The sequence below is a fragment of the Sphingobium algorifonticola genome, from assembly GCF_004005485.1.
Classification (GTDB): domain Bacteria; phylum Pseudomonadota; class Alphaproteobacteria; order Sphingomonadales; family Sphingomonadaceae; genus Sphingobium; species Sphingobium algorifonticola.
In genome coordinates this window covers 102,696-121,823 of the sequence record NZ_RZUL01000004.1, presented here as the reverse complement: position 1 = coordinate 121,823, position 19,128 = coordinate 102,696, and the positions used below count along the sequence as shown (strand labels likewise).

22 protein-coding genes are annotated in these 19,128 nt (G+C 65.0%); 17 read left to right on the top strand and 5 right to left on the bottom strand.

Annotation, left to right across the window (positions count from 1 at the left end):
- The first annotated feature begins 128 nt into the window (after positions 1–128).
- The 7 genes from ENE74_RS12760 (at position 129) to ENE74_RS12730 (ending at position 6,727) form a co-directional block, all read left to right on the top strand.
- Positions 129–965: a cobalamin B12-binding domain-containing protein gene (locus ENE74_RS12760; protein WP_241241983.1), complete on the top strand. Its 837-nt coding sequence runs from the start codon at positions 129–131 to the stop codon at positions 963–965.
- 35 nt (positions 966–1,000) lie between these two features.
- Positions 1,001–2,431, top strand: a complete 1,431-nt coding sequence (gene ppsR / locus ENE74_RS12755; RefSeq protein ID WP_127691308.1) for a transcriptional regulator PpsR — start codon at positions 1,001–1,003, stop codon at positions 2,429–2,431.
- A gap of 92 nt (positions 2,432–2,523) precedes the next feature.
- Entirely contained in the window at positions 2,524–3,432 is a 909-nt protein-coding gene (chlG, locus tag ENE74_RS12750) for a chlorophyll synthase ChlG (protein ID WP_127691307.1), read from the top strand.
- A gap of 17 nt (positions 3,433–3,449) precedes the next feature.
- Entirely contained in the window at positions 3,450–4,787 is a 1,338-nt protein-coding gene (locus tag ENE74_RS12745; RefSeq protein ID WP_127691306.1) for a BCD family MFS transporter, read from the top strand.
- Positions 4,784–5,995 (top strand): geranylgeranyl diphosphate reductase, encoded by a 1,212-nt coding sequence (locus tag ENE74_RS12740; protein ID WP_127691305.1) that lies wholly within the window; start codon positions 4,784–4,786, stop codon positions 5,993–5,995. Before ENE74_RS12745 ends, ENE74_RS12740 begins: the two co-directional genes overlap by 4 nt.
- Entirely contained in the window at positions 5,992–6,471 is a 480-nt protein-coding gene (locus ENE74_RS12735; RefSeq protein WP_206517709.1) for a TspO/MBR family protein, read from the top strand. Before ENE74_RS12740 ends, ENE74_RS12735 begins: the two co-directional genes overlap by 4 nt.
- Before the next feature lie 10 nt (positions 6,472–6,481).
- Positions 6,482–6,727, top strand: a complete 246-nt coding sequence (locus ENE74_RS12730) for a hypothetical protein (RefSeq protein ID WP_127691304.1) — start codon at positions 6,482–6,484, stop codon at positions 6,725–6,727.
- 116 nt (positions 6,728–6,843) lie between these two features.
- Here the strand turns inward: ENE74_RS12730 and ENE74_RS12725 are convergent, their stop codons facing one another.
- Together ENE74_RS12725 and ENE74_RS12720 are read right to left on the bottom strand one after the other, a co-directional pair.
- Entirely contained in the window at positions 6,844–7,347 is a 504-nt protein-coding gene (locus ENE74_RS12725) for a c-type cytochrome (protein WP_127691303.1), read from the bottom strand.
- A gap of 293 nt (positions 7,348–7,640) precedes the next feature.
- A complete protein-coding gene (locus ENE74_RS12720; protein WP_127691302.1) occupies positions 7,641–8,018 on the bottom strand; it encodes a MerC domain-containing protein in 378 nt (125 codons plus the stop codon).
- A gap of 109 nt (positions 8,019–8,127) precedes the next feature.
- On the opposite strand from ENE74_RS12720, the gene ENE74_RS12715 reads away from it, so the two are divergent.
- The 8 genes from ENE74_RS12715 (at position 8,128) to ENE74_RS12680 (ending at position 13,239) form a co-directional block, all read left to right on the top strand.
- On the top strand, positions 8,128–8,475 hold the full coding sequence (locus tag ENE74_RS12715; protein WP_127691301.1) for an ArsR/SmtB family transcription factor: 348 nt from the start codon (positions 8,128–8,130) through the stop codon (positions 8,473–8,475).
- Positions 8,476–8,525: 50 nt separating this feature from the next.
- Complete coding sequence (gene arsC / locus ENE74_RS12710) at positions 8,526–8,972, top strand: arsenate reductase (glutaredoxin) (protein ID WP_206517708.1); 447 nt, start codon at positions 8,526–8,528, stop codon at positions 8,970–8,972.
- Entirely contained in the window at positions 8,969–10,018 is a 1,050-nt protein-coding gene (gene arsB, locus ENE74_RS12705) for an ACR3 family arsenite efflux transporter (protein WP_206517707.1), read from the top strand. Before arsC ends, arsB begins: the two co-directional genes overlap by 4 nt.
- A gap of 31 nt (positions 10,019–10,049) precedes the next feature.
- The gene (locus tag ENE74_RS12700) at positions 10,050–11,108 is read left to right on the top strand and encodes a COX15/CtaA family protein (RefSeq protein WP_127691300.1); all 1,059 of its coding nucleotides are present in this window, start codon (positions 10,050–10,052) and stop codon (positions 11,106–11,108) included.
- Positions 11,105–11,839 (top strand): hypothetical protein, encoded by a 735-nt coding sequence (locus ENE74_RS12695; protein WP_127691299.1) that lies wholly within the window; start codon positions 11,105–11,107, stop codon positions 11,837–11,839. The genes ENE74_RS12700 and ENE74_RS12695 overlap by 4 nt, the downstream gene beginning before the upstream one ends.
- Positions 11,840–11,966: 127 nt before the next feature.
- Entirely contained in the window at positions 11,967–12,446 is a 480-nt protein-coding gene (gene rplM, locus ENE74_RS12690) for a 50S ribosomal protein L13 (RefSeq protein WP_127691298.1), read from the top strand.
- Positions 12,446–12,985: a 30S ribosomal protein S9 gene (gene rpsI / locus ENE74_RS12685; protein ID WP_127691297.1), complete on the top strand. Its 540-nt coding sequence runs from the start codon at positions 12,446–12,448 to the stop codon at positions 12,983–12,985. Before rplM ends, rpsI begins: the two co-directional genes overlap by 1 nt.
- A 71-nt stretch (positions 12,986–13,056) precedes the next feature.
- Positions 13,057–13,239, top strand: a complete 183-nt coding sequence (locus ENE74_RS12680; RefSeq protein WP_127691438.1) for a hypothetical protein — start codon at positions 13,057–13,059, stop codon at positions 13,237–13,239.
- A 263-nt stretch (positions 13,240–13,502) separates the two neighbouring features.
- Here the strand turns inward: ENE74_RS12680 and ENE74_RS18670 are convergent, their stop codons facing one another.
- The 3 genes from ENE74_RS18670 to ENE74_RS12670 are packed head-to-tail and all read right to left on the bottom strand — an operon-like array spanning position 13,503 to position 14,732.
- Positions 13,503–13,634, bottom strand: coding sequence for a hypothetical protein (locus tag ENE74_RS18670; RefSeq protein WP_277601374.1), 132 nt, complete (start codon positions 13,632–13,634; stop codon positions 13,503–13,505).
- A gap of 17 nt (positions 13,635–13,651) precedes the next feature.
- Positions 13,652–14,230, bottom strand: coding sequence for a DUF192 domain-containing protein (locus ENE74_RS12675; protein ID WP_420902594.1), 579 nt, complete (start codon positions 14,228–14,230; stop codon positions 13,652–13,654).
- Positions 14,169–14,732 carry a cytochrome c biogenesis protein ResB gene (locus ENE74_RS12670; protein WP_241241982.1) on the bottom strand — a complete coding sequence of 188 codons (564 nt, stop codon included), beginning with the start codon at positions 14,730–14,732 and terminating at the stop codon, positions 14,169–14,171. Before ENE74_RS12670 ends, ENE74_RS12675 begins: the two co-directional genes overlap by 62 nt.
- 106 nt (positions 14,733–14,838) lie before the next feature.
- On the opposite strand from ENE74_RS12670, the gene ENE74_RS12665 reads away from it, so the two are divergent.
- Together ENE74_RS12665 and ENE74_RS12660 are read left to right on the top strand one after the other, a co-directional pair.
- Positions 14,839–16,602 carry a fatty acyl-AMP ligase gene (locus ENE74_RS12665; RefSeq protein ID WP_206517705.1) on the top strand — a complete coding sequence of 588 codons (1,764 nt, stop codon included), beginning with the start codon at positions 14,839–14,841 and terminating at the stop codon, positions 16,600–16,602.
- A gap of 144 nt (positions 16,603–16,746) precedes the next feature.
- Entirely contained in the window at positions 16,747–19,047 is a 2,301-nt protein-coding gene (locus tag ENE74_RS12660) for a putative bifunctional diguanylate cyclase/phosphodiesterase (RefSeq protein ID WP_127691434.1), read from the top strand.
- The last annotated feature ends 81 nt before the right edge of the window (positions 19,048–19,128 follow it).

The window sequence follows — 19,128 nt, the reverse complement described above, 5'->3', positions numbered from 1 at the left end:
TGCCGCCGACGAGGAGAGTCGGGATGTCATCAATGATCGGTGCCGTGCGATCGCAACAGTCTGTGCAGCCCAGAGGCCGCAGACAGCGACAGGGGGCATCCGATTGTTACGCCGCGTTCAGGCAGGACATGCAGCATGCCGCCAGCCATCATCACGATTTCTGCATCAGCAAGTTGATCGAGGCGGAAATCATTCCGCGGCTGCTCGTCGCGCACGCGACCGAAGGCGCGGGGCAGGGCGAACCCATCATCCTCATGTCCGGCGTCGATGCCATCACATCTGCCGAAGTGGAAGCCTTCGCGCCGCTGACCTTGTCCGTCGAGGCCGCCGAATTGCTCGATCAGGTGGAAAACATGCTCGGCCGCGGCGTATCGGTCGAAACGCTGCTGCTCGATCTGCTCGCCCCCACGGCGCGGCTGCTCGCCCCCACGGCGCGGCTGCTCGGCCAATATTGGGAGGAAGACCGCTGCGACTTCGTGGAAGTCACCATGGGTCTGTGGCGTCTGCAGGAAATCGTCCACGAAATATCCGCGCGCATGCCGTCGGCCTGCCAGTCGGGTGGCGGCGGGCACCGCATCATGATCACCGCTTTGCCCGGCGACCAGCATAGTTTCGCCGGTCTGCTGCTCGATGAAATCTTCTCGCGCAACGGCTGGACGACGGATCGTCCGGTCGATGTGTCGCTGGGCGACCTGCTCGGCCGCGTTGCGGGGGAGTGGTTCGATATCGTTGCATTGACGATCGGAACCGATTCCCATATCGGGGCGCTTCCGTCGGTTATTGCTTCATTGCGGAATGTTTCCAGAAATCCGCAACTTTGTATCATGGTCGGCGGCCCGGCCTTCGTTCTACATCCTGAATTGGCGGTTGAGGTAGGTGCCGACGGCACGGCGGCAGATGCCAGCCTGGCCGTGAAACTTGCAAGTGAACTGGTTGCAGCCCAGGAACGGGAGGCAATCTACTGAGTTAGTTGCCTCTCCAGGAGCAAAGCGCACCGTCGATGAACAGGCATAATCCCCACGCCCTGACGAGTGCCTTTGCGTCACCCGATGCCTTGTCCGACCTGCTGTCCGGCGACATCGCTTCGGTGCTGCTGGCTTCCGTGGGCGATGTGGCGTTCGTGCTCGATGCGGACGGGGTTATCGTGGATTGCGCCGTCTCCAACCCCGAATTGCTCAAATATGGCTTTGCCGACTGGGTCGGTCGGGCGTGGATCGACACGGTCAGCACCGAAAGCCGCATGAAGATAGAAGAATTGCTGAGCCATCGCGAGGACGGCGCGGCGATGCAGTGGCGGCAGGTCAACCATCCCACGGCGGCGGGAGACATCCCGATCCGCTATCTGCTGTCCGGCGCGGGTTCGGCCGGGCGCGCGATCGCCATCGGTCGCGACATGCTGAGCGCGTCGGCCATCCAGCAGCGTCTGCTTCAGGCGCAACAGTCGCTGGAGCGCGATTACGTACGCCTGCGCCAGGCCGAGGCCCGCTATCGCCTGCTGTTCGACATGGCGTCCGAACCGGTGCTCATCGTCGATGCGAGCAGCCGCCGCATTACCGAAGCCAATGGCGCGGCGGAGCGGTTGCTGGGTGTCAAGCAGGGCGCGCTGGCCAATCAGCCGGTCACCGCCATCCTCGAAGCCGCCGATCGCGAAACCTTCATCGCCCATCTCGGCGCGATCGCCGTCGCGGACGATGTCCCCCCGGTCGTGGCCCGCCTGGTCAACAGCGGCGCGGAAGCCAGTTTTTCCGCGCGACTCTTTCGGCAGGGGCGCTCCGCACTCGTGCTGGTCCGGTTCGATTTGTGCGCGGCACCCAGCACGGCGGCGGCACAGGATGTCATGATGGGCAACATCATCGATAAAATGCCCGATGCCTTCGTGCTGGCCGATGGCGATTTGCGGATCATCGCGGCGAACGAAGCCTTTGTCGAAATGAGCGAACTGCCGATGGCGGACCGCGTCGTCGGCGAAAGCCTCGGCAACTGGCTGGGCCGTCCGGGAATCGATCTCGACCTCATCACGGCGCAGCTGCGCGACCATGGCTCCGTCCGCAATGTCGCGACCATCGTGCGCGGCGCGGCGGGAGGGCAGGAGGATGTGGAAGTCTCCGCCGTTATGGCGCCGATGGACAGCGGCCCCTATTTCGGTTTTTCGATCCGCAATGTCGGCCGCCGGGTACGCGACACTGCCCCTGCCGAACTGGATCTGCCGCGCTCGGTCGATCAGTTGACCGAGTTGGTGGGTCGGATGCCGCTCAAGGACATCGTGCGCGAAAGTACCGATCTGATCGAGCGGCTGTGCATCGAGGCGGCGTTGACCTTCACGTCGGACAATCGCGCATCGGCCGCGGAGATTCTCGGGCTGAGCCGCCAGAGCCTATATTCGAAGCTGCATCGCCATGGCCTGGGCAATTTGATCGCCTCGCCGGAGTGACGCGCAGCCGACCGTCGCGCAAGCCGCTTTGCAACGGAAAATAACTGTCAATTTCATTTGACGGTTGGAAGTGTCAGGCATAGCCTGCACCCATGGCCGAAGCTGTCTCCACAACGCACAGGGTGCCGATTCCCGCGCCGCGCGACGTGCTCGAACTGCTCAAGCCGATCACCTGGTTTCCACCGATGTGGGCGTTCATGTGCGGCGTGGTGTCGTCCGGCGCGCCGATTGCCGAACGCTGGCCCTTTTTCATCGCGGGCGTGTTGCTCACCGGGCCGCTGGTGTGCGGCACCAGCCAGGCGGTCAATGACTGGTTCGACCGGCATGTCGATGCCATCAACGAGCCGAAACGCCCTATTCCGTCGGGTCGCATCGGTGGCACGTGGGGCTTGCGCATCGCGATCGTCGGTTCGCTGCTTTCGCTGCTGCTCGCGGCGCTGACCGGCCCCTGGGTGCTGGCGGCGACGACGCTCGGCGTTCTGTGCGCCTGGGCCTATAGCGCCCCGCCGCTCCGTCTCAAGAAAAGCGGCCTGTGGGGTCCCGCCGTCGTGGCGCTCACCTATGAAGGGCTGACATGGTTTACCGGGGCGGCGGTGATGGCCGGGGCGCTCCCGTCCGCGCCCGTCCTCGTCATTCTCACGCTCTACAGCATCGGGGCCTATGGCATCATGACGCTCAATGATTTCAAGGCTGTGGAAGGCGATCGGGCGATGGGTATCCGGTCGCTGCCCGCCGTTCTGGGCGTGGACCCGGCGGCGCGGATCGCCTGCGTGGTGATGGCGGTGCCGCAGGTCGTGGTGGTCGCGCTGCTGTGGCAATGGGGGCATATGGCCGTCGGGATCATCGTCGGGCTGCTGCTGCTGGGGCAACTGGGCCTGATGGTCCGTCTGCTCGGCGATCCGCTCAAGCATACGCCCTGGTACAATGCGACCGGCACGACGCTCTACGTCTTCGGCATGCTGGCATCGGCCTTCGGTCTTGGCGGCGCATGGGGACTATGATGGCAAGAGGACATGACATGGAGCGTTCGCGCGGGCTGGGCTGGTTCGGTATCGTCCGCATGGGGCTGGTGCAAAGCGCGATCGGTGCGATCGTCATGCTGGCGACATCGTTGCTCAACCGGGTGATGGTCGTCGAATATGCGCTGCCGGTAGCCTTGCCCGCCGGTCTCGTCGCCTGGCATTATGCGGTGCAGCTTTCGCGTCCGGCCTGGGGCCACCGGTCGGACAGGGGGACGCAGCGGACGCCCTGGATCATCATGGGCATGGGGATATTGGCGCTGGGCGCGCTGCTCGCGGTCGATGCGCTGGCGATGCTGGCGGGCGGCGCGGTCGCGACTGGCTATGCGCTGCTCGTGCTGGCTTTCACGATGATCGGTGCGGGCGTGGGCGCGGCGGGCACGTCGCTTCTGGCGCTTCTCGCCACGCGTGTCGCGCCCGAACGGCGGGCGGCGGCGGCATCGATCACCTGGATCATGATGATCGCGGGCATCGTCATCACCGCCGGGGTCGCGGGCAGCCTCATCGACCCCTTCTCGCTCGAACGGCTGGCGATGGTGTCCGGTGGCGTCGCGCTCGGCGCATTCCTGCTGTCCGTCGCCGCTATCTGGGGCGTCGAGGGCGGCAGTCCTGCCGTCGCCGCGCCACGCGAAGCCCCTTCCGTATCGTTTCGCGCCGCTCTTGCCGAAATCCTGGGCGATACGGAGGCGCGGCGATTCACGCTGTTCATCTTTCTCTCCATGCTGGCCTATTCGATGCAGGATCTGATCCTGGAGCCGTTCGCGGGTCTCGTCTTCGGCCTGACGCCGGGGCAATCGACGCAATTGTCGGGCGCGCAGCATGGCGGCGTACTGGCGGGCATGCTGCTGGTCGGCATTGGCGGCAGCCTCCTGGGCGGGCGCACGCCCGCCGCGCTGCGACGCTGGACGTTTGCGGGCTGTATCGGATCGGCGGCGGCGCTGCTCGGGCTGGCGGTCGCGGCTCGCGTCGGCATGGACTGGCCGCTGCGCGCCAATGTCATGCTGCTCGGCTTTGCCAACGGGGTGTTCGCGGTCGCTGCGATCGGCACCATGATGGCGCTGGCGGGCGCAGGCAGTTCTGTCGAACGCGGCCCGCGCGAGGGCGTTCGCATGGGCGTATGGGGCGCGGCGCAGGCGATCGCCTTCGGCACGGGCGGGCTGACCGGGGCGCTTGCCGTGGATGCCGTCCGCGCGCTGGGCGGATCGACCGAACGTGCCTTCACACTGGTATTCGGTGCCGAGGCGCTGCTGTTTCTGGCAGCGGCATGGCTGGCTCTTCACGTCGCGCGGGCAGTGTCGCGACCTTCTTCGATCCTGGCCGGGGAGATGGCGACATGACGGAAATGCGCGACTATGATGTGGTCGTGATCGGCGGTGGGCCGTCCGGCGCGACCGCAGCGGACGATCTGGCGCAGATGGGGCGCAGTGTCGCCCTGCTCGACAAGGCCGGGCGGATAAAGCCCTGCGGCGGTGCCATTCCGCCGCGCCTCATTCGCGACTTCGCCATTCCCGATCACCTGCTGGTCGCGCATGCGACATCGGCGCGGATGATCTCCCCGTCGGACGTTGCCGTCGACATGCCGGTCGGCAAGGGGTTCGTCGGCATGGTCGATCGCGACATGTTCGACGAATGGCTGCGGGTCCGTGCCGAATCCCACGGGGCTGAGCGTCGCCGCGGCACGTTCGAGCGGATCGAGCGCGATGCCGATGGCCGCATCAGCGTGATCTACCGCGAGCAGCGCGGCGGGCCGGAACTGCGCTTGCGCACCCGCAGCGTGATCGGCGCGGACGGCGCGCGATCGGGCGTCGCACGCGCCGAACTGCCGGAGGCGGAGCGCGTGAAATGTGTCTTTGCCTATCATGAAATCATCCGCGCCCCCGCGCCGGTGCTCGCGGCGGCCGCCGATTTCGACCCGGACCGGTGCGACGTTTTCTATCAAGGAAAGCTCTCGCCCGATTTCTATGCCTGGATTTTCCCGCATGGGGACACCGCCAGCATCGGCGTGGGCAGCGCCAACAAAGGCTTCGACCTGCGCGACGCCGTCGCCCGGCTGCGCCAACAGACGGGCCTGGATGCCTGTGAGACGATCCGCTGCGAAGGCGCGCCGATTCCGCTGAAGCCACTGAAACGCTGGGACAACGGCCGGGACCTGCTGGTCACCGGTGACGCCGCGGGGGTCGTCGCCCCGGCTTCGGGCGAAGGCATTTATTATGCCATGTTCGGCGGGCGCTGCGCCGCGCAGGCGATCGACGCCTATCTGTCAACGGGCAAGGCGAGTGCCTTGCGCCACGCGCGTCGGCGCTTCATGAAGGCGCATGGCCGGGTGTTCTGGATATTGGGGATCATGCAGTATTTCTGGTATTCGAGCGACAAGCGGCGCGAACGGTTCGTCACGATGTGCAAGGATCCCGATGTGCAGCAACTGACGTGGGACGCCTATATGAACAAGGAACTGGTGCGCAAGCGGCCGATGGCCCATGTCCGCATCTTCCTCAGCGACATGCGGCACCTGCTGGGAATGGGGCCGGCGACCGTACCGCAATGACGCGCTGGCTGTTTCCGATACTGATTGCCGCTTTTTTCGCGTCGGCGGTGGCGTTTCTCGGCGCGACGGTCACCGATATCGGCCCCTGGTATCGCAGCTTGGTGCTGCCGCGCTGGGCACCGCCCGATGCCGTCTACGGGATCGGCTGGACAATCATCTATGCGCTCGCGGCGCTGGCGGCCGTGACTGGCTGGCACGCCACACGGACACGGCAGGAGGCGAACCGGCTGATCGGGCTGTTCGCGCTCAACGGCTTTCTCAACATTTTGTGGAGCCTGCTGTTCTTCCGCTTCCATCGCCCCGATTGGGCCTTGTTCGAAGTGCTATTGCTGTGGCTTTCGGTGGGATCGCTGATCCTCGTCACCTGGCCGCGTTCGATGGCGGCGGCGCTGATGCTCGTGCCCTATATCTGCTGGGTGACGTTCGCGGGCTATCTCAACATGACGATCGTGCGGCTGAACGGCCCGTTCGGCTGATGCGGCCATAATGCACGATCTGTTCGCCAGCGGACGGGCCGTCGATATCGTGCTTCTCGTGATCGCAATCGAGGCGCTGTGGTTGATCCTGCGCGCGCGCTGGACGGTCGCGGCCACCCTGCTGCGGCTCGGGCCGGGCGCGCTCATGCTGGTCGCGCTGCGTTTCGCGCTGATGGGGATGGCCTGGCCATGGATTGCCGCCGCGTTGCTCGCTTCCTTTCCGCTGCATCTTGCGGATCTGCGCCGCGATCGGTGAAGCGTCCGATACCGCCATGGCCGCATTACCGGCAGTGGATAGAAAGCGACCCTGTCGCCGCCAGCAAAAAAGGCCCGGCATTGCTGCCGGGCCTTCCGATGTGCAGAGCGCCGCCCTTATTGGCTGGCGAGATAGGCAATCACATCCGCGCGCTTCTGGGCATCGGGGATGCCCGCGAAGGCCATCTTCGTGCCGGGCACCACGCGCTGCGGATTTTCCAGATACTGGAACAGCTTTTCCTGCGACCAGGTGATGCCGCTGTTCTTGTTGGCGGGGGAATAGCTGTATCCCGCAACCGTACCGGCGGCGCGGCCGACCAGCTTGTTGAGCGACGGCCCAATCTTGTTCACGCCGGCTTCGACGGCATGGCATGTCTTGCAGACGGCGAATTCCTTTTCGCCCTTCGCCGCGTCGCCGGTGAAATCGGCGAACTTCGCGCCGCTCACGGTATCGACATTGTCGGGAGCGGGCTTGCCGGCGGCGGCAGGTGCTGCGGCGCTGGTGTTGGCGGCAGGCGCTGCTGCTTCGGTCGGTGCCGTCTGCGCTGTTTCAGGGGTTTCGCTTTTCTTCTCGGAACAAGCGGCAAGGGCGAGGGCGGAAACCGCCAGGCCCAAAGTCATACGTCCAAACGCCTTGGTAGAAATACGCTGCATTCCTCGCTCCTATGGCTTTCTGCCGGTTCCTGGACACCGCCCGTCTCACGACTCCCGAAGATGTCCAAAGTTCCCTACACTGCTCTTGGCCTTGTGAAAATGGCGTAATCCGCGCCAATTTCAAGCGTTAGGATCGCAGAAAAAACGATAGCGAAACGACTGGAGTGATTTCGAGTGAAATGGAACGCTTCACGGCCCGGAAATCACGGTAAAAGAAAGAATTAGACCGCGCTTTTTATTCCATCAAAAGCGAGCGAAGTCTAATGCCCGGCGCGATGATTGAGATCATGGCCCAGCGCCAATATGGCAACGCCGATCAGGGTGTAGAGGCTTTCTTCCAGCCCGTGATCCATCGACAATGCGCCCGCCATCACGCCCAGGCCCAGCGCGCCGATCGCGGCGGGGATCATGAACCCGTGCTTCATCGCGCCATGGCCCAGCGCGACCCCACCCAGCACAATCGCAATGACCAGGCCGACCTCATGGAATAGCGGATTATCGAAAATGCCGCCCGCCGACGCCAGTACGCCCAGCACAAGCGCCGTCACGATGCAATGCGCGGCGCACAGCCCGGACAAGGCGACCGCAACCCGGTCCAGAGAGCCTCTCGCGAGGGCGCTACGCAATGACAACAGCATGGTTCCCGTCCCATAGGCGTATCAGAGGGAAGATACAACATCACATATCGCGATGTCGCGATTTCACAATTCTCGTTGCTCATTTCGATATATCGGCTAATATCGAAATATGGATGACGCAGCGGCCATAGAGGGTTTCGGCGCGCTGGCGCAGGATACGCGCCTGGCGGTTTTCCGGTTGTTGGTGCGGCATGTGCCCGACGGGCTGCCTGCGGGCGAGATCGCCCGGATGGCGGGGGTGCAGCCCAACACGCTCTCCACCCATCTTGCCATATTGACGTGCGCGGGCCTGATCCGGGCGGAGCGGCACGGGCGCTTCATCGTTTATCACGCGGTTCTCGACCAGATACGGGCGCTGACGCTGTATCTGCTGCGTGATTGCTGCAGCGGCCATGTCGATCTGTGCCTGCCGATTCGCGATGCGCTGACGGCCTGCGCGACCGCACCCCCGGCCTGAGCCGCCTCTTGTTCCCCTTTGCCCATCTCGTCTGACCATGGAGCCTGCACATGGCCGAAACCGCCGCCCCGATCGACGTCATCCTCTATCACAACCCCGATTGCGGCACGTCGCGCAACACTCTGGCACTGATTCGCAATGCCGGTATCGAGCCGCATGTCATTCTCTATCGGGACAATCCGCCCAGCCGCGTCATGCTGCTCGACCTGCTTGCGCGCGCGGGGCTGACCCCGCGCGAGGCGCTGCGCGAAAAGGGCACGCCCTATGCGGAACTGGGGCTGGATGACCCCGCCTTGCCGGACGCGGCGCTGATCGATGCGATGCTCGCGCATCCGCTGCTCATCAACCGGCCGTTCGTCGTCACCCCGCTGGGTGTGCGGCTGTGCCGCCCGTCCGAAACGGTGCTGGAGATATTGTCCGCGCCCCAGCGTGGTGCCTTTGCCAAGGAAGACGGAGAAGCGGTGATCGACGAACATGGCGAACGGATCGTGCCGTGACTCTGTTCGAACGCTATCTGACCTTGTGGGTTGCCCTCTGCATCGGCGTCGGCATCATCCTGGGCACAGTCTTTCCGCAGGTCTTCGCGCTGATTGCCACGGCGGAGGTCGCGCGCGTCAACCTGATCGTCGCGGCGCTCGTCTGGCTGATGATCGTGCCCATGCTGCTCAAGGTCGATTTTCGCGGGCTGGCGGACGTGCGGCGGCACTGGAAGGGCGTCGGGATCACCCTCTTCATCAACTGGGCGGTCAAGCCTTTCTCGATGGCGGCGCTCGCGGCCTTTTTCATCGGCTGGCTGTTCGCGCCCTGGCTGCCGGCGGGGCAGGTGTCATCCTATATCGCCGGGCTGATCCTGCTGGCGGCGGCGCCCTGCACGGCCATGGTCTTCGTCTGGTCCAACCTGTGCGAAGGCGATCCTGCCTATACGCTGGGGCAGGTCGCGCTCAACGATCTCATCATGGTGGTCGCCTTTGCGCCGATCGTCGGCCTGCTGCTGGGTGTCGCCGCGATCAGCGTGCCATGGGACACGCTGCTGCTCTCGGTGCTCATCTACATTGTCGTGCCCGTCATGGTCGCGCAGGTCGTGCGCGGTGCCTTGATGGCACGCGGCGGACAGGCGGCGCTCGATCGCCTGCTTGCGCGCCTCGGCCCCGTTTCGCTCGTCGCGCTGCTGGCGACGCTTGTGCTCCTGTTCGGTTTTCAGGGGCAGCAGATCGTGGCGCGTCCGCTGGTCATTGCGTTGCTCGCCATACCCATTCTGGTGCAGGTCTATTTCAATGCGGGCCTGGCCTATTGGCTTGGGCGCCGCTTCGGCGTGGCGTGGTGTGTCGCGGCACCCTCGGCCCTGATCGGCGCGTCCAATTTCTTCGAGCTGGCGGTAGCGGCGGCGATCGCGCTGTTCGGGCTGGAGTCCGGTGCGGCGTTGGCAACGGTCGTCGGTGTGCTGGTCGAGGTGCCTGTCATGCTGTCGGTGGTTGCGCTGGTGAAGCGTTCGCGCGGCTGGTATGAACGGGGCATCGCGGCAGACCGGCCAAAAGCCGCTTGAAACCGCGCGCGCAGCGGCGCAATAGCGCCCTATGGCCGTATCCTTCAGCCCGTTCGCAGCGCCGCGGTCAACCGCCCAGCGCCCCCGCCATCGCGCGATTGCCGCATGGCTGCTGGCGGTGGCTGCGCTCGTCTTCGCCATGGTCCTGGTGGGCGGCATTACGCGCCTGACCGAATCGGGCCTCTCGATCACCGAATGGAAGCCGATCACCGGCGCACTGCCGCCGCTCACCGCAGCTGACTGGGCCGAGGCATTCCGCAAATATCAGCAGATCCCTGAATATCGGGAAATCAACAACGGCATGACCATGGGCGATTTCCAGTTCATCTTTTTCTGGGAATGGGCGCACCGGTTGCTGGGGCGGGTGATCGGCCTCGCCTTTGCCCTGCCGCTGCTGTGGTTCGCATGGCAGCGCGCGATTCCGGCAGGCTATGGCCCGCGCCTGTTCGCGCTCCTTATGCTGGGCGGGTTGCAGGGGGCGATCGGTTGGTGGATGGTGCAATCGGGCCTGTCGGAGCGGACCGATGTCAGCCATTATCGGCTGGCTGTGCACTTGCTGACGGCGCTGTTCGTGCTGGGCGGGCTGGTATGGACGGCCCGCGATCTTTTGACCCAGGCGGCGGACACGCGCGCGCGGACATCGCGGCTCACCGGTTTTGCGTGTGTCGCCGTGCTCGTGCTTTTTGCGCAGCTTCTGTTCGGGGCCTATACCGCCGGTCTGAATGCCGGTGCCGTCGCCAGCACCTGGCCGCTGATGAATGACCATTTCTACCCTGCGGGCGTACAATGGTTCGGGTCGGCGTGGGGCACGATCAGCAACGATCCCTTCCTCATTCACTTCATTCACCGCTGGTGGGCGCTGGCGACGGCGCTTGTCCTCATTCTGCTCGCACGCCGGGCGAAGCGGGCAGGGGCGCGTGGCGCTTCGGTCGCCCTCAATGCCAGCGTCGGCACGCAAGTGCTGCTGGGTATCGCCACCGTGCTGAGCGGTGTGGCCCTGCCGCTTGCCGCGCTGCATCAGGCGGTGGGCGCGCTGGTTGTTGCCAGCACGGCTTGGGCGGCCCATGCGATCGGCGCGCGCAAGCGGTGAGGCGGACTGTTGCCGGTCTGGCGCTGATCGGCCTCCTGAATAGTGCGCCACCGCCCGCCGGGCTGGCACAATCCCCCGTTCCCGCCATCCGCTTTGCGCCGCCGGTCGACCAGCCACTCGCCTATCGGGTTTCGCAGCGCATCGGGACGGGCAAAGCACAGCAGCATTTTGAAAGCGTCCGCCACCTGCGCTTCACGCCGGATCGCGACGGCTATCGCATGACGGTTGTGCTGCACAGCATGACGGGCGACGCGCCGGCCGATGCCCTGGCACGCTATCGCGCGGCCCTGTCGCCGATGGTCGGCATGGCACAGCATCTGCGCATCGACGGCAGCGGCCGGGTGATCGCCATCGACAATCTGGATGCGGTATGGACAGCCTTCATGCAGGGGCAGCGGGCGCTGCTGGCGCTATCGGGTGAAAGCGACGCCAGGCAAGCCGCGTTCGCGCATCTGGAGCGGCTCGACCCGGCGGGTCGTCTCGCCGTGCTGGCGGGCGACGTGCAGCCGCTGATGCTTTTCGCGTCAGGCATCCCGCTGGCGTCGATGCGGCGCGAGCAGGGCATCGACGCGGGCACGAGCCGTTTCAGCGAGGCGGACGAGGCCCGTGGTCTCACTGCGCACTATGTCGTGGACGATGCCACCGGTCTCGTCCTGCGCGCCGGACGCGACGTCGAACAGCCCGGGCGTTCGGTCCGCGAAACGCGCCTCTTGGCACCGATGTCCGAGTGATGGTATCATAATACCCGTCAGGAAAGTGGCCCGAAGCCTTGACTTATCGGGTCCTCCCCGTCATTAGCGCGCATCCCCCGACCGCCGGATAGGCGGGAAGGATGCTATTCAACAGGAGATTCGGCCCATGAAGGCGCTGATGAAGACGACCAAGTCGGCGACCCCGGCCACGGTCGACAAGAAATGGGTATTGATTGACGCGGAAGGGCTGGTTGTCGGCCGGGCTGCGTCGATCGTCGCCAATATTCTGCGCGGCAAGCACAAGCCGAGCTACACCCCGCACATCGATTGTGGTGACAATGTCATCATCATCAACGCGGGCAAGGTGAAGTTCACCGGCAAGAAGCTGACCGACAAGATCTACTACAAGCACACCGGCTATGCCGGCGGCATCAAGGAAACGACGCCTGCCAAGGTGCTGGCCGGTCGTTTCCCCGAGCGTGTGCTGGAAAAGGCGATCGAACGCATGATCCCGCGTGGCCCGCTGGGTCGTCAGCAGATGCGCAACCTGCGCGTGTTCGCCGGTGCCGAGCATCCGCATGAAGCCCAGAACCCCGAAGTGCTCGATCTGGGCGAACGGAACCGCAAGAACAAGGTGGGTGCATAATGTCCGATAACCGCCAGTCCCTGTCCGATCTCGCGGACCTGACCGCCGCTGCGCCCGTCGCGGCTGCACCGGCCGCCGCTTCGGCTGAAACCGCCGCGCCGGTTCAGCCCGCCGCGCCGACGATGCCGCTGCGCCAGCAGGAAATCGACGCGCTGGGCCGTGCCTATGCGACCGGCCGCCGCAAAGATGCCGTCGCCCGCGTCTGGATCAAGCCCGGCTCGGGCAAGGTCACCGTCAACGGCCGCGATCAGGAAATCTATTTCGCCCGTCCGACCCTGCGTCTGGTCATCAATCAGCCGTTCAGCGTCACCGATCGCGTCGGTTCCTATGATGTTATCGCAACCGTCAAGGGCGGTGGCCTTTCGGGCCAGGCCGGTGCGGTCAAGCATGGCATCAGCCAGGCGCTGACCAAATATGAGCCTGCCCTGCGCAGTGCCGTGAAGGCCGAAGGCTTCCTCACCCGCGACAGCCGCGCGGTAGAGCGCAAGAAGTATGGCAAGGCCAAGGCCCGCAAGAGCTTCCAGTTCTCGAAGCGTTGATTTCGGGAATATTTCAACCTTGCAAAGGGCGGTCCTCACCGGGATCGCCCTTTTTCATTTCAGGAGATCGGCTGATGGGCGAACGTTTCGAACGGCATCGCCAGCCATGGACGTCGGAGGAACTGGCCAAGCTGCGGACCCTCGCGGCCAAGGGCATGGCGATGAAGGCCATTGCCAAGGCGCTGACCCGCAGCGAGGAGTCGGTGAAGGACCGCGCCAAGGCGGACGGTATCAAGATCGCCAAGCTGCGGTGATCCACGCACGGCCTGTGGCGGAAAACGCCAGCCTCGAAACATTGGTGGCGCAACTGGCGCGCGCCGCCGCGTTCCTTGGCAGGGATGCGGCGGCCGCGCGCGGCGATCGGCCGATGCCGTGCCGGGTGATGGGCAACGGCCTGCGAGAGCTGGATATATTCCTGGTCGACATCGTGGCGCTCGCCAGTGGTGCGCGACGGATGCGGCGCGTCTACTGTGCGGCCGAAGCATGGCGGCGCTCCGGGCCGGGCATAGGCCTTGCGTCACGCCATCATGCGGCACTGGTTCAGCTCCGCGCCGCGCAGAACCGCATGGCCTTCGCCCCTGCGGGCGTTCGGATCGGGCCGCCTTATCCCCTTGCGTTGGCCTGTCGCCTCTACAGCGATATGGCGCATGCCGTGCTCACCAGCGTTCAGGGGCAGAAAGCGACGGCCTGCAACGATGCCTCCACATTTACCTCCGGCACCGCGCAGGCGCCCCAGGCGACCCGGTCCCCTTCCTTCACGTCCAGTTCCGCCGCGCGCCCGCCGCGCAGCTCGAGCACCGCCGCCACTGGAATGCCCGCCGAAACCGGCTCGCGCGCATAAGGCGTCGTGTTCGCCGCAATCATGGCGATGCTGCCGTCGGTGCGGATGAACAGCATGTCGAGCGGAATGACCGTGTTCTTCATCCAGAAACTGGCGGTGCGCGGCGGGGTCATGGGGAACAGCATGCCGCCGTCGGCAGGCAGGCTGGTGCGGAACATCAGGCCCTGTGCCTGCTGCTCGGGCGTGATTGCCGCCTCGACCGTCAGGCGATGCGCCTTCCCGCCGCTGTTGATGACCAGCGGCAGCGTACCGGCGGGGGCGGATTGCGCGGCCGCACTTTCGGCCGGCGGTGCCTTGTCCGAACAGGCGGCAACCAGCAGCAATGCGGCAAGGCATGATAGTCTAGTCTTCACGATCGGGTATCTCTCCGGGCTGGGCATCGATCCATCGGCGCGCCATGGCATGGTCATGGCCTGCGCGCAGAAAGGCTGCAATCTGCTTGTTGCGCCGGTCGCGCGGCACCGGCGCATCGGCAAAGGGGCCAATCCGCTTGCGCTTGGCCAGAGCCTCCGCCGCGGCCCAGCGTTCGGCGGCGGCATTGTCGAGCGCCGCTGCGCCGTCCGCCTCCTCCACGCCTGCCGCCCGCAACGCCGCGCGCACCCGCCGCGTTCCAAAGCCGCGCCGCGTCAGCGCGCCCGCCTTCATGGCGGCATAGCCCGCATCGTCGATATAGCCTAGATCGACGCATTGCGCCCCAAGACCGGCGATATCCGGCGGCATCGGGCCGTCCCACCCCCGTTCGCGGACCTTGCGCTGAAGATAGGCTTCGAGCTTCGCCCGGGTCGTCGCGAAGCGGCCGACATAGTGCAGCGCCAGGTCGCGCAACCGCGCCGGATCGAGCGGCGGGCGCGGTTTTCTGCCGCGATCGGGGGGAGGGGAGAGTGTCACGCGCCATGTTTGTGCCACAGTCGGGCCGGATTTTGAACGCGCCTTGTGCGCTACAAGCGCATGTTATGCCATAAGCGGTTCGACGTCCCATAAACATAACAGGGCGTTTGACCGCTAAATCAGGATGATAGCATTGGGTGACACCAATATGACGGGTTCGCAGACCAGTTTGATCCCCACGCCGACCGATGACGCTCTGCCTCGGCGCCTCTCCGATTTCGAGACATTGGGTGCCGCGCTCGACTATGCGGCACAGGGAAAACGCGGCCTCAATTTTCATGATCCGCGTGGCAATCTGGCGCGGGCCTATCCTTATGCCGAATTGCGCGCCGATGCGCTTGCCTGCGCCTATCGTCTGATCGCGCATGGTGTGCAGCCGCAGGACCGGATCGCGCTGATCGCGGAAACGGGGCCGGAGTTTGCGCAGATGTTCTTCGGCATCGTCTATGCCGGTGCCTGGCCTGTCCCGCTGCCGCTGCCCACCAGCTTTGGCGGCAAGGAAAGCTATATCGACCAGTTGATCGTCCAGCTTTCCAGCAGCGACCCCGCCATGCTGTTCTTCCCTGCCGAACTGGCCGACATGGCAAGCGAGGCCGCGCGCCAGCGGGCGGTCGAGCCGATGGCCTATGATGCTTTCATCGCTCGTGAGGCAGCACCCTGCGCCCTGCCGCCGGCCGCGAGCGACGACATCGCCTATCTGCAATATTCCAGCGGATCGACGCGTTTCCCGCATGGTGTCGCGGTGACGCACAAGGCGCTGCTCAGCAATCTGTCCGCGCACAGCCACGGCATGGAAGTGCAGGACAGCGATCGCTGCATAAGCTGGCTTCCCTGGTATCACGACATGGGCCTGGTCGGCTGCTTCCTCTCGCCCGTCGCCAATCAGGTGTCGGCCGATTACATGAAGACGGAGGATTTCGCCCGCCGACCGCTCGCCTGGCTCGATCTCATCAGCCGGAACGAAGGCACTTCGATCAGCTACTCGCCGACCTTCGGCTATGATATCTGCGCGCGGCGGATGTCGAGCCAGACGAAGGCCGCCGACCGTTTCGACCTGTCCCGCTGGCGTCTGGCCGGCAATGGCGCGGACATGATCCGCCCGGATGTGATGCAGAGCTTCGTCGACGCCTTTGCCGATGCCGGTTTCTCGCCCACGGCTTTCCTGCCCAGCTATGGCCTTGCCGAAGCGACTCTGGCCGTTACCATCATGCCGCCGGGCGAAGGGATCGTGGTGGAACTGGTCGAGGAAACCGATCTGTCCGGCGGGTCCGCCGCCGAGGGCCGCCCGCAGCGGTTCCGCGCAATCGTCAATTGCGGCAAGCCCGCCAAGGACATGATCGTCCAGATCCGCGACGAAGATGGCAGCCCCCTGCGGGAGCGGCAGATCGGCAAGGTGTGGACCACCGGCCCGTCGCTGATGACCGGCTATTTCCGCGATCCGCAGGCGACCGCCGCCTGTCTCGTCGATGGCTGGCTGGATACCGGCGACATGGGCTATCTGTCCGATGGTTATCTCTACATCGTCGGCCGCGCCAAGGATATGATCATCATCAACGGCAAGAATCACTGGCCGCAGGATATCGAATGGGCAGTCGAGCAGCTTCCCGGTTTCAAACAGGGCGATATCGCCGCCTTCGCGATCACCACGCCGGGCGGGGAGGAAGCGCCCGCCGTACTCGTGCACTGCCGCACTTCGGACAATGACGAGCGGTCGCGCCTGCGCAATGAAATCCGCGAGCGGGTACGTGCGATCACCGGCATGAACTGCGTCGTCGAACTTGTGCCGCCGCGCACCCTGCCGCGCACCAGCTCGGGCAAGCTCAGCCGGTCGAAAGCGCGCAACCTCTATCTGTCGGGCGAGATTCGGCCCTATGATATCGCCGCCTGACGCCTAAGCCGGGCGATCCTTTTCGTACACGGAATCGCGGCGCCGCTAACGCATTGCTAACTTCGCCTGTGGCAGGGATGGGGGGTGAGTGTTGAACCATCCCGATCCCCCGATTCCGTCGGCGACATATTGTCCCTGCCGATGATGATGGGCCTTGCGCCGGTGCGCGTCGGCACCGGCGCGCAGCATTATCGCGCCCAGCTCGAATCGGCCGACCGGCTGCACGGCATCCAGTTCGTGCTGCATCTGTTTGCGCTGCTGTTCGTATGGAACGTCTTTGGATCGCGCGTGCCCCAATGGCTGCTCGCAGGCTGGAGCGCCGTGTCCTTCGGCCTGATGCTGCTGCAACTGCATGGCAGCCGCCTGCGCCTGCACAGCGATTATGCGCAGGTCGGGCGGCGCGACATATTGGGGCAGGGCGCGCTGGTGGGCGCGCAGGGCCTGTTGTGGCTGGCGGCGATGCTGCTGTTTCCACCCGCGCTAGATGCCGCCGCGCTGATTGCCCTGTGGACGTTGGCAAGCTGCCTGATGGTCGGGGCCGCCGTCACCTATTCGGCATTGCCACTTGCTTCCGTGGGCTTCCTGCTGGCCGCCGGGTCAGGCGCGGTACTGTTGTTCGAACGCAGCTATGGGCTACATCTGCCGCTGCTCGCCGCCAGCTATGCGCTTGTGCTGCTGATCGGCAGTCTCAAGCATGCCCGTGCCTTCGGGCGTCAGCTCGGCACCAATACCGAGCTGGCGGACAAGCGCGAAGTCGTGAGCCTGCTGCTGCGCGAATATGAGGACAGCGGGTCCGACTGGCTTTGGCAGACCGACAGCCTGCGCCGCATCACGGGCGTCTCCCCGCGCTTCGCCGCCACGATGGGCGTCACACCCGCCGATCTTGAAGGGAAGCCGCTGCTTCAGATCCTCGCCGGGCGGGACTGGGAAACGGGTGATTTCACGCCGGTCCTGCGCGATCTGGCGGAGCGGCTGAAGCGCCGCGAAAGTTTCAGCAATGTCGTCCTGCCGGTGGAAGTGGGGCAGGAAACACACTGGCTGGAGCTGTCCGCTTCACCCCGCTACAGCGATCAGGGCGACTATATCGGTTTTCGCGGTGTCGGCTCGGACGTGACGGAGCAGCGCGAAAGCGCCAACCGGATCGCGCAGCTCGCCCGCTTCGATCCGCTCACCAACTTGCCCAACCGCCTGCAACTGAGCGAGGCGCTGGCCACCGCTATCGATGCGGTGATGAAATGGAACAGCCGCTGCGCCTTCCTGATGGTCGATCTCGACCGGTTCAAGAGCGTCAACGACACGCTGGGGCATCAGGTCGGCGACAAGCTGCTGGAACAGGTTGCTGCGCGCCTCATCGAAATCTGCGGTCCGCATGAGACCTGCGGCCGCATCGGCGGCGACGAGTTCGCCATCGTCATGCGCGATTTCGGCGATCCGGTCCGCATCGCCCAGCTTGCCAACACCGTCATCGACATTCTGTCGCAGCCTTATGATGTGGACGACAATCTGCTCTATATCGGCGCGTCGGTCGGCTCCGCCATGGCCCCGCGCGACGGCAGCAGCACCGAAACCCTCATCCGCAGTGCCGACCTTGCGCTTTATCGCGCCAAGGACGAAGGCGGCGGCATCCATTGCCAGTATGAGCCGAAGCTGCATATTCATGCGGAGGAACGCCGCACGCTCGAAATCGCGCTGCGCGAGGCGCTGGAGAAAGACCAGCTTCACGTCGTCTATCAGCCCGTCGTCAATGCGCGCACCGGCGCCTGCGAAGGGTTCGAGACGCTGGTGCGCTGGACGCACCCGGAAATGGGCGCCATTTCGCCCGCCAAGTTCATTCCCGTGGCGGAGGATGCACGGCTGATCGCCCCGATCGGCGAATGGGTGCTGCGCACGGCCTGTCAGGAAGCGATGCACTGGCCGTCCGACATTCGCGTTGCCGTCAATGTGTCCGCCGAACAGCTGCACAATCATCAGTTCGTCGCCTGCGTCATTTCCGCGCTCGCGCAAAGCGGCCTGCCTGCGCACCGGCTGGAGCTGGAAGTGACCGAAAGCGTATTCATGCGCGAAGGCACGGTTGCAACGCAGGTGCTTGATCAGCTGCTCGGGCTGGGCATCCGGCTGTCGCTCGACGATTTTGGCACCGGCTATTCCTCGCTCGGCTACCTCAGCCGCACGAAGTTCACGACGATCAAGATCGACCGCAGCTTCGTCGTCAACGCCGCGAAAAATGTGCCGGAGGCACTGGCCATCGTGCGCGCGGTCGTCGCGCTGGCTGACAGCCTGGGCATGGCGACCACGGCCGAAGGCGTGGAGACCGAAGCCGAAGTCGATATGGTCAATGCGCTTGGCTGCACGAAGATTCAGGGCTATTTCTTCGGCCGCCCCATGCCCGCCGAAGAAGCCCGCCAGCTGTTCCGTCGCACCGGCGGCATCAGCGCAGTGGCATAAGGCGCATCCGATCCGGCTACGCCTGTCAAAGCCCTCTGTTGCGCCGCTGGCGAACGCACTTGGCGCTTATCCCCTTCGAGC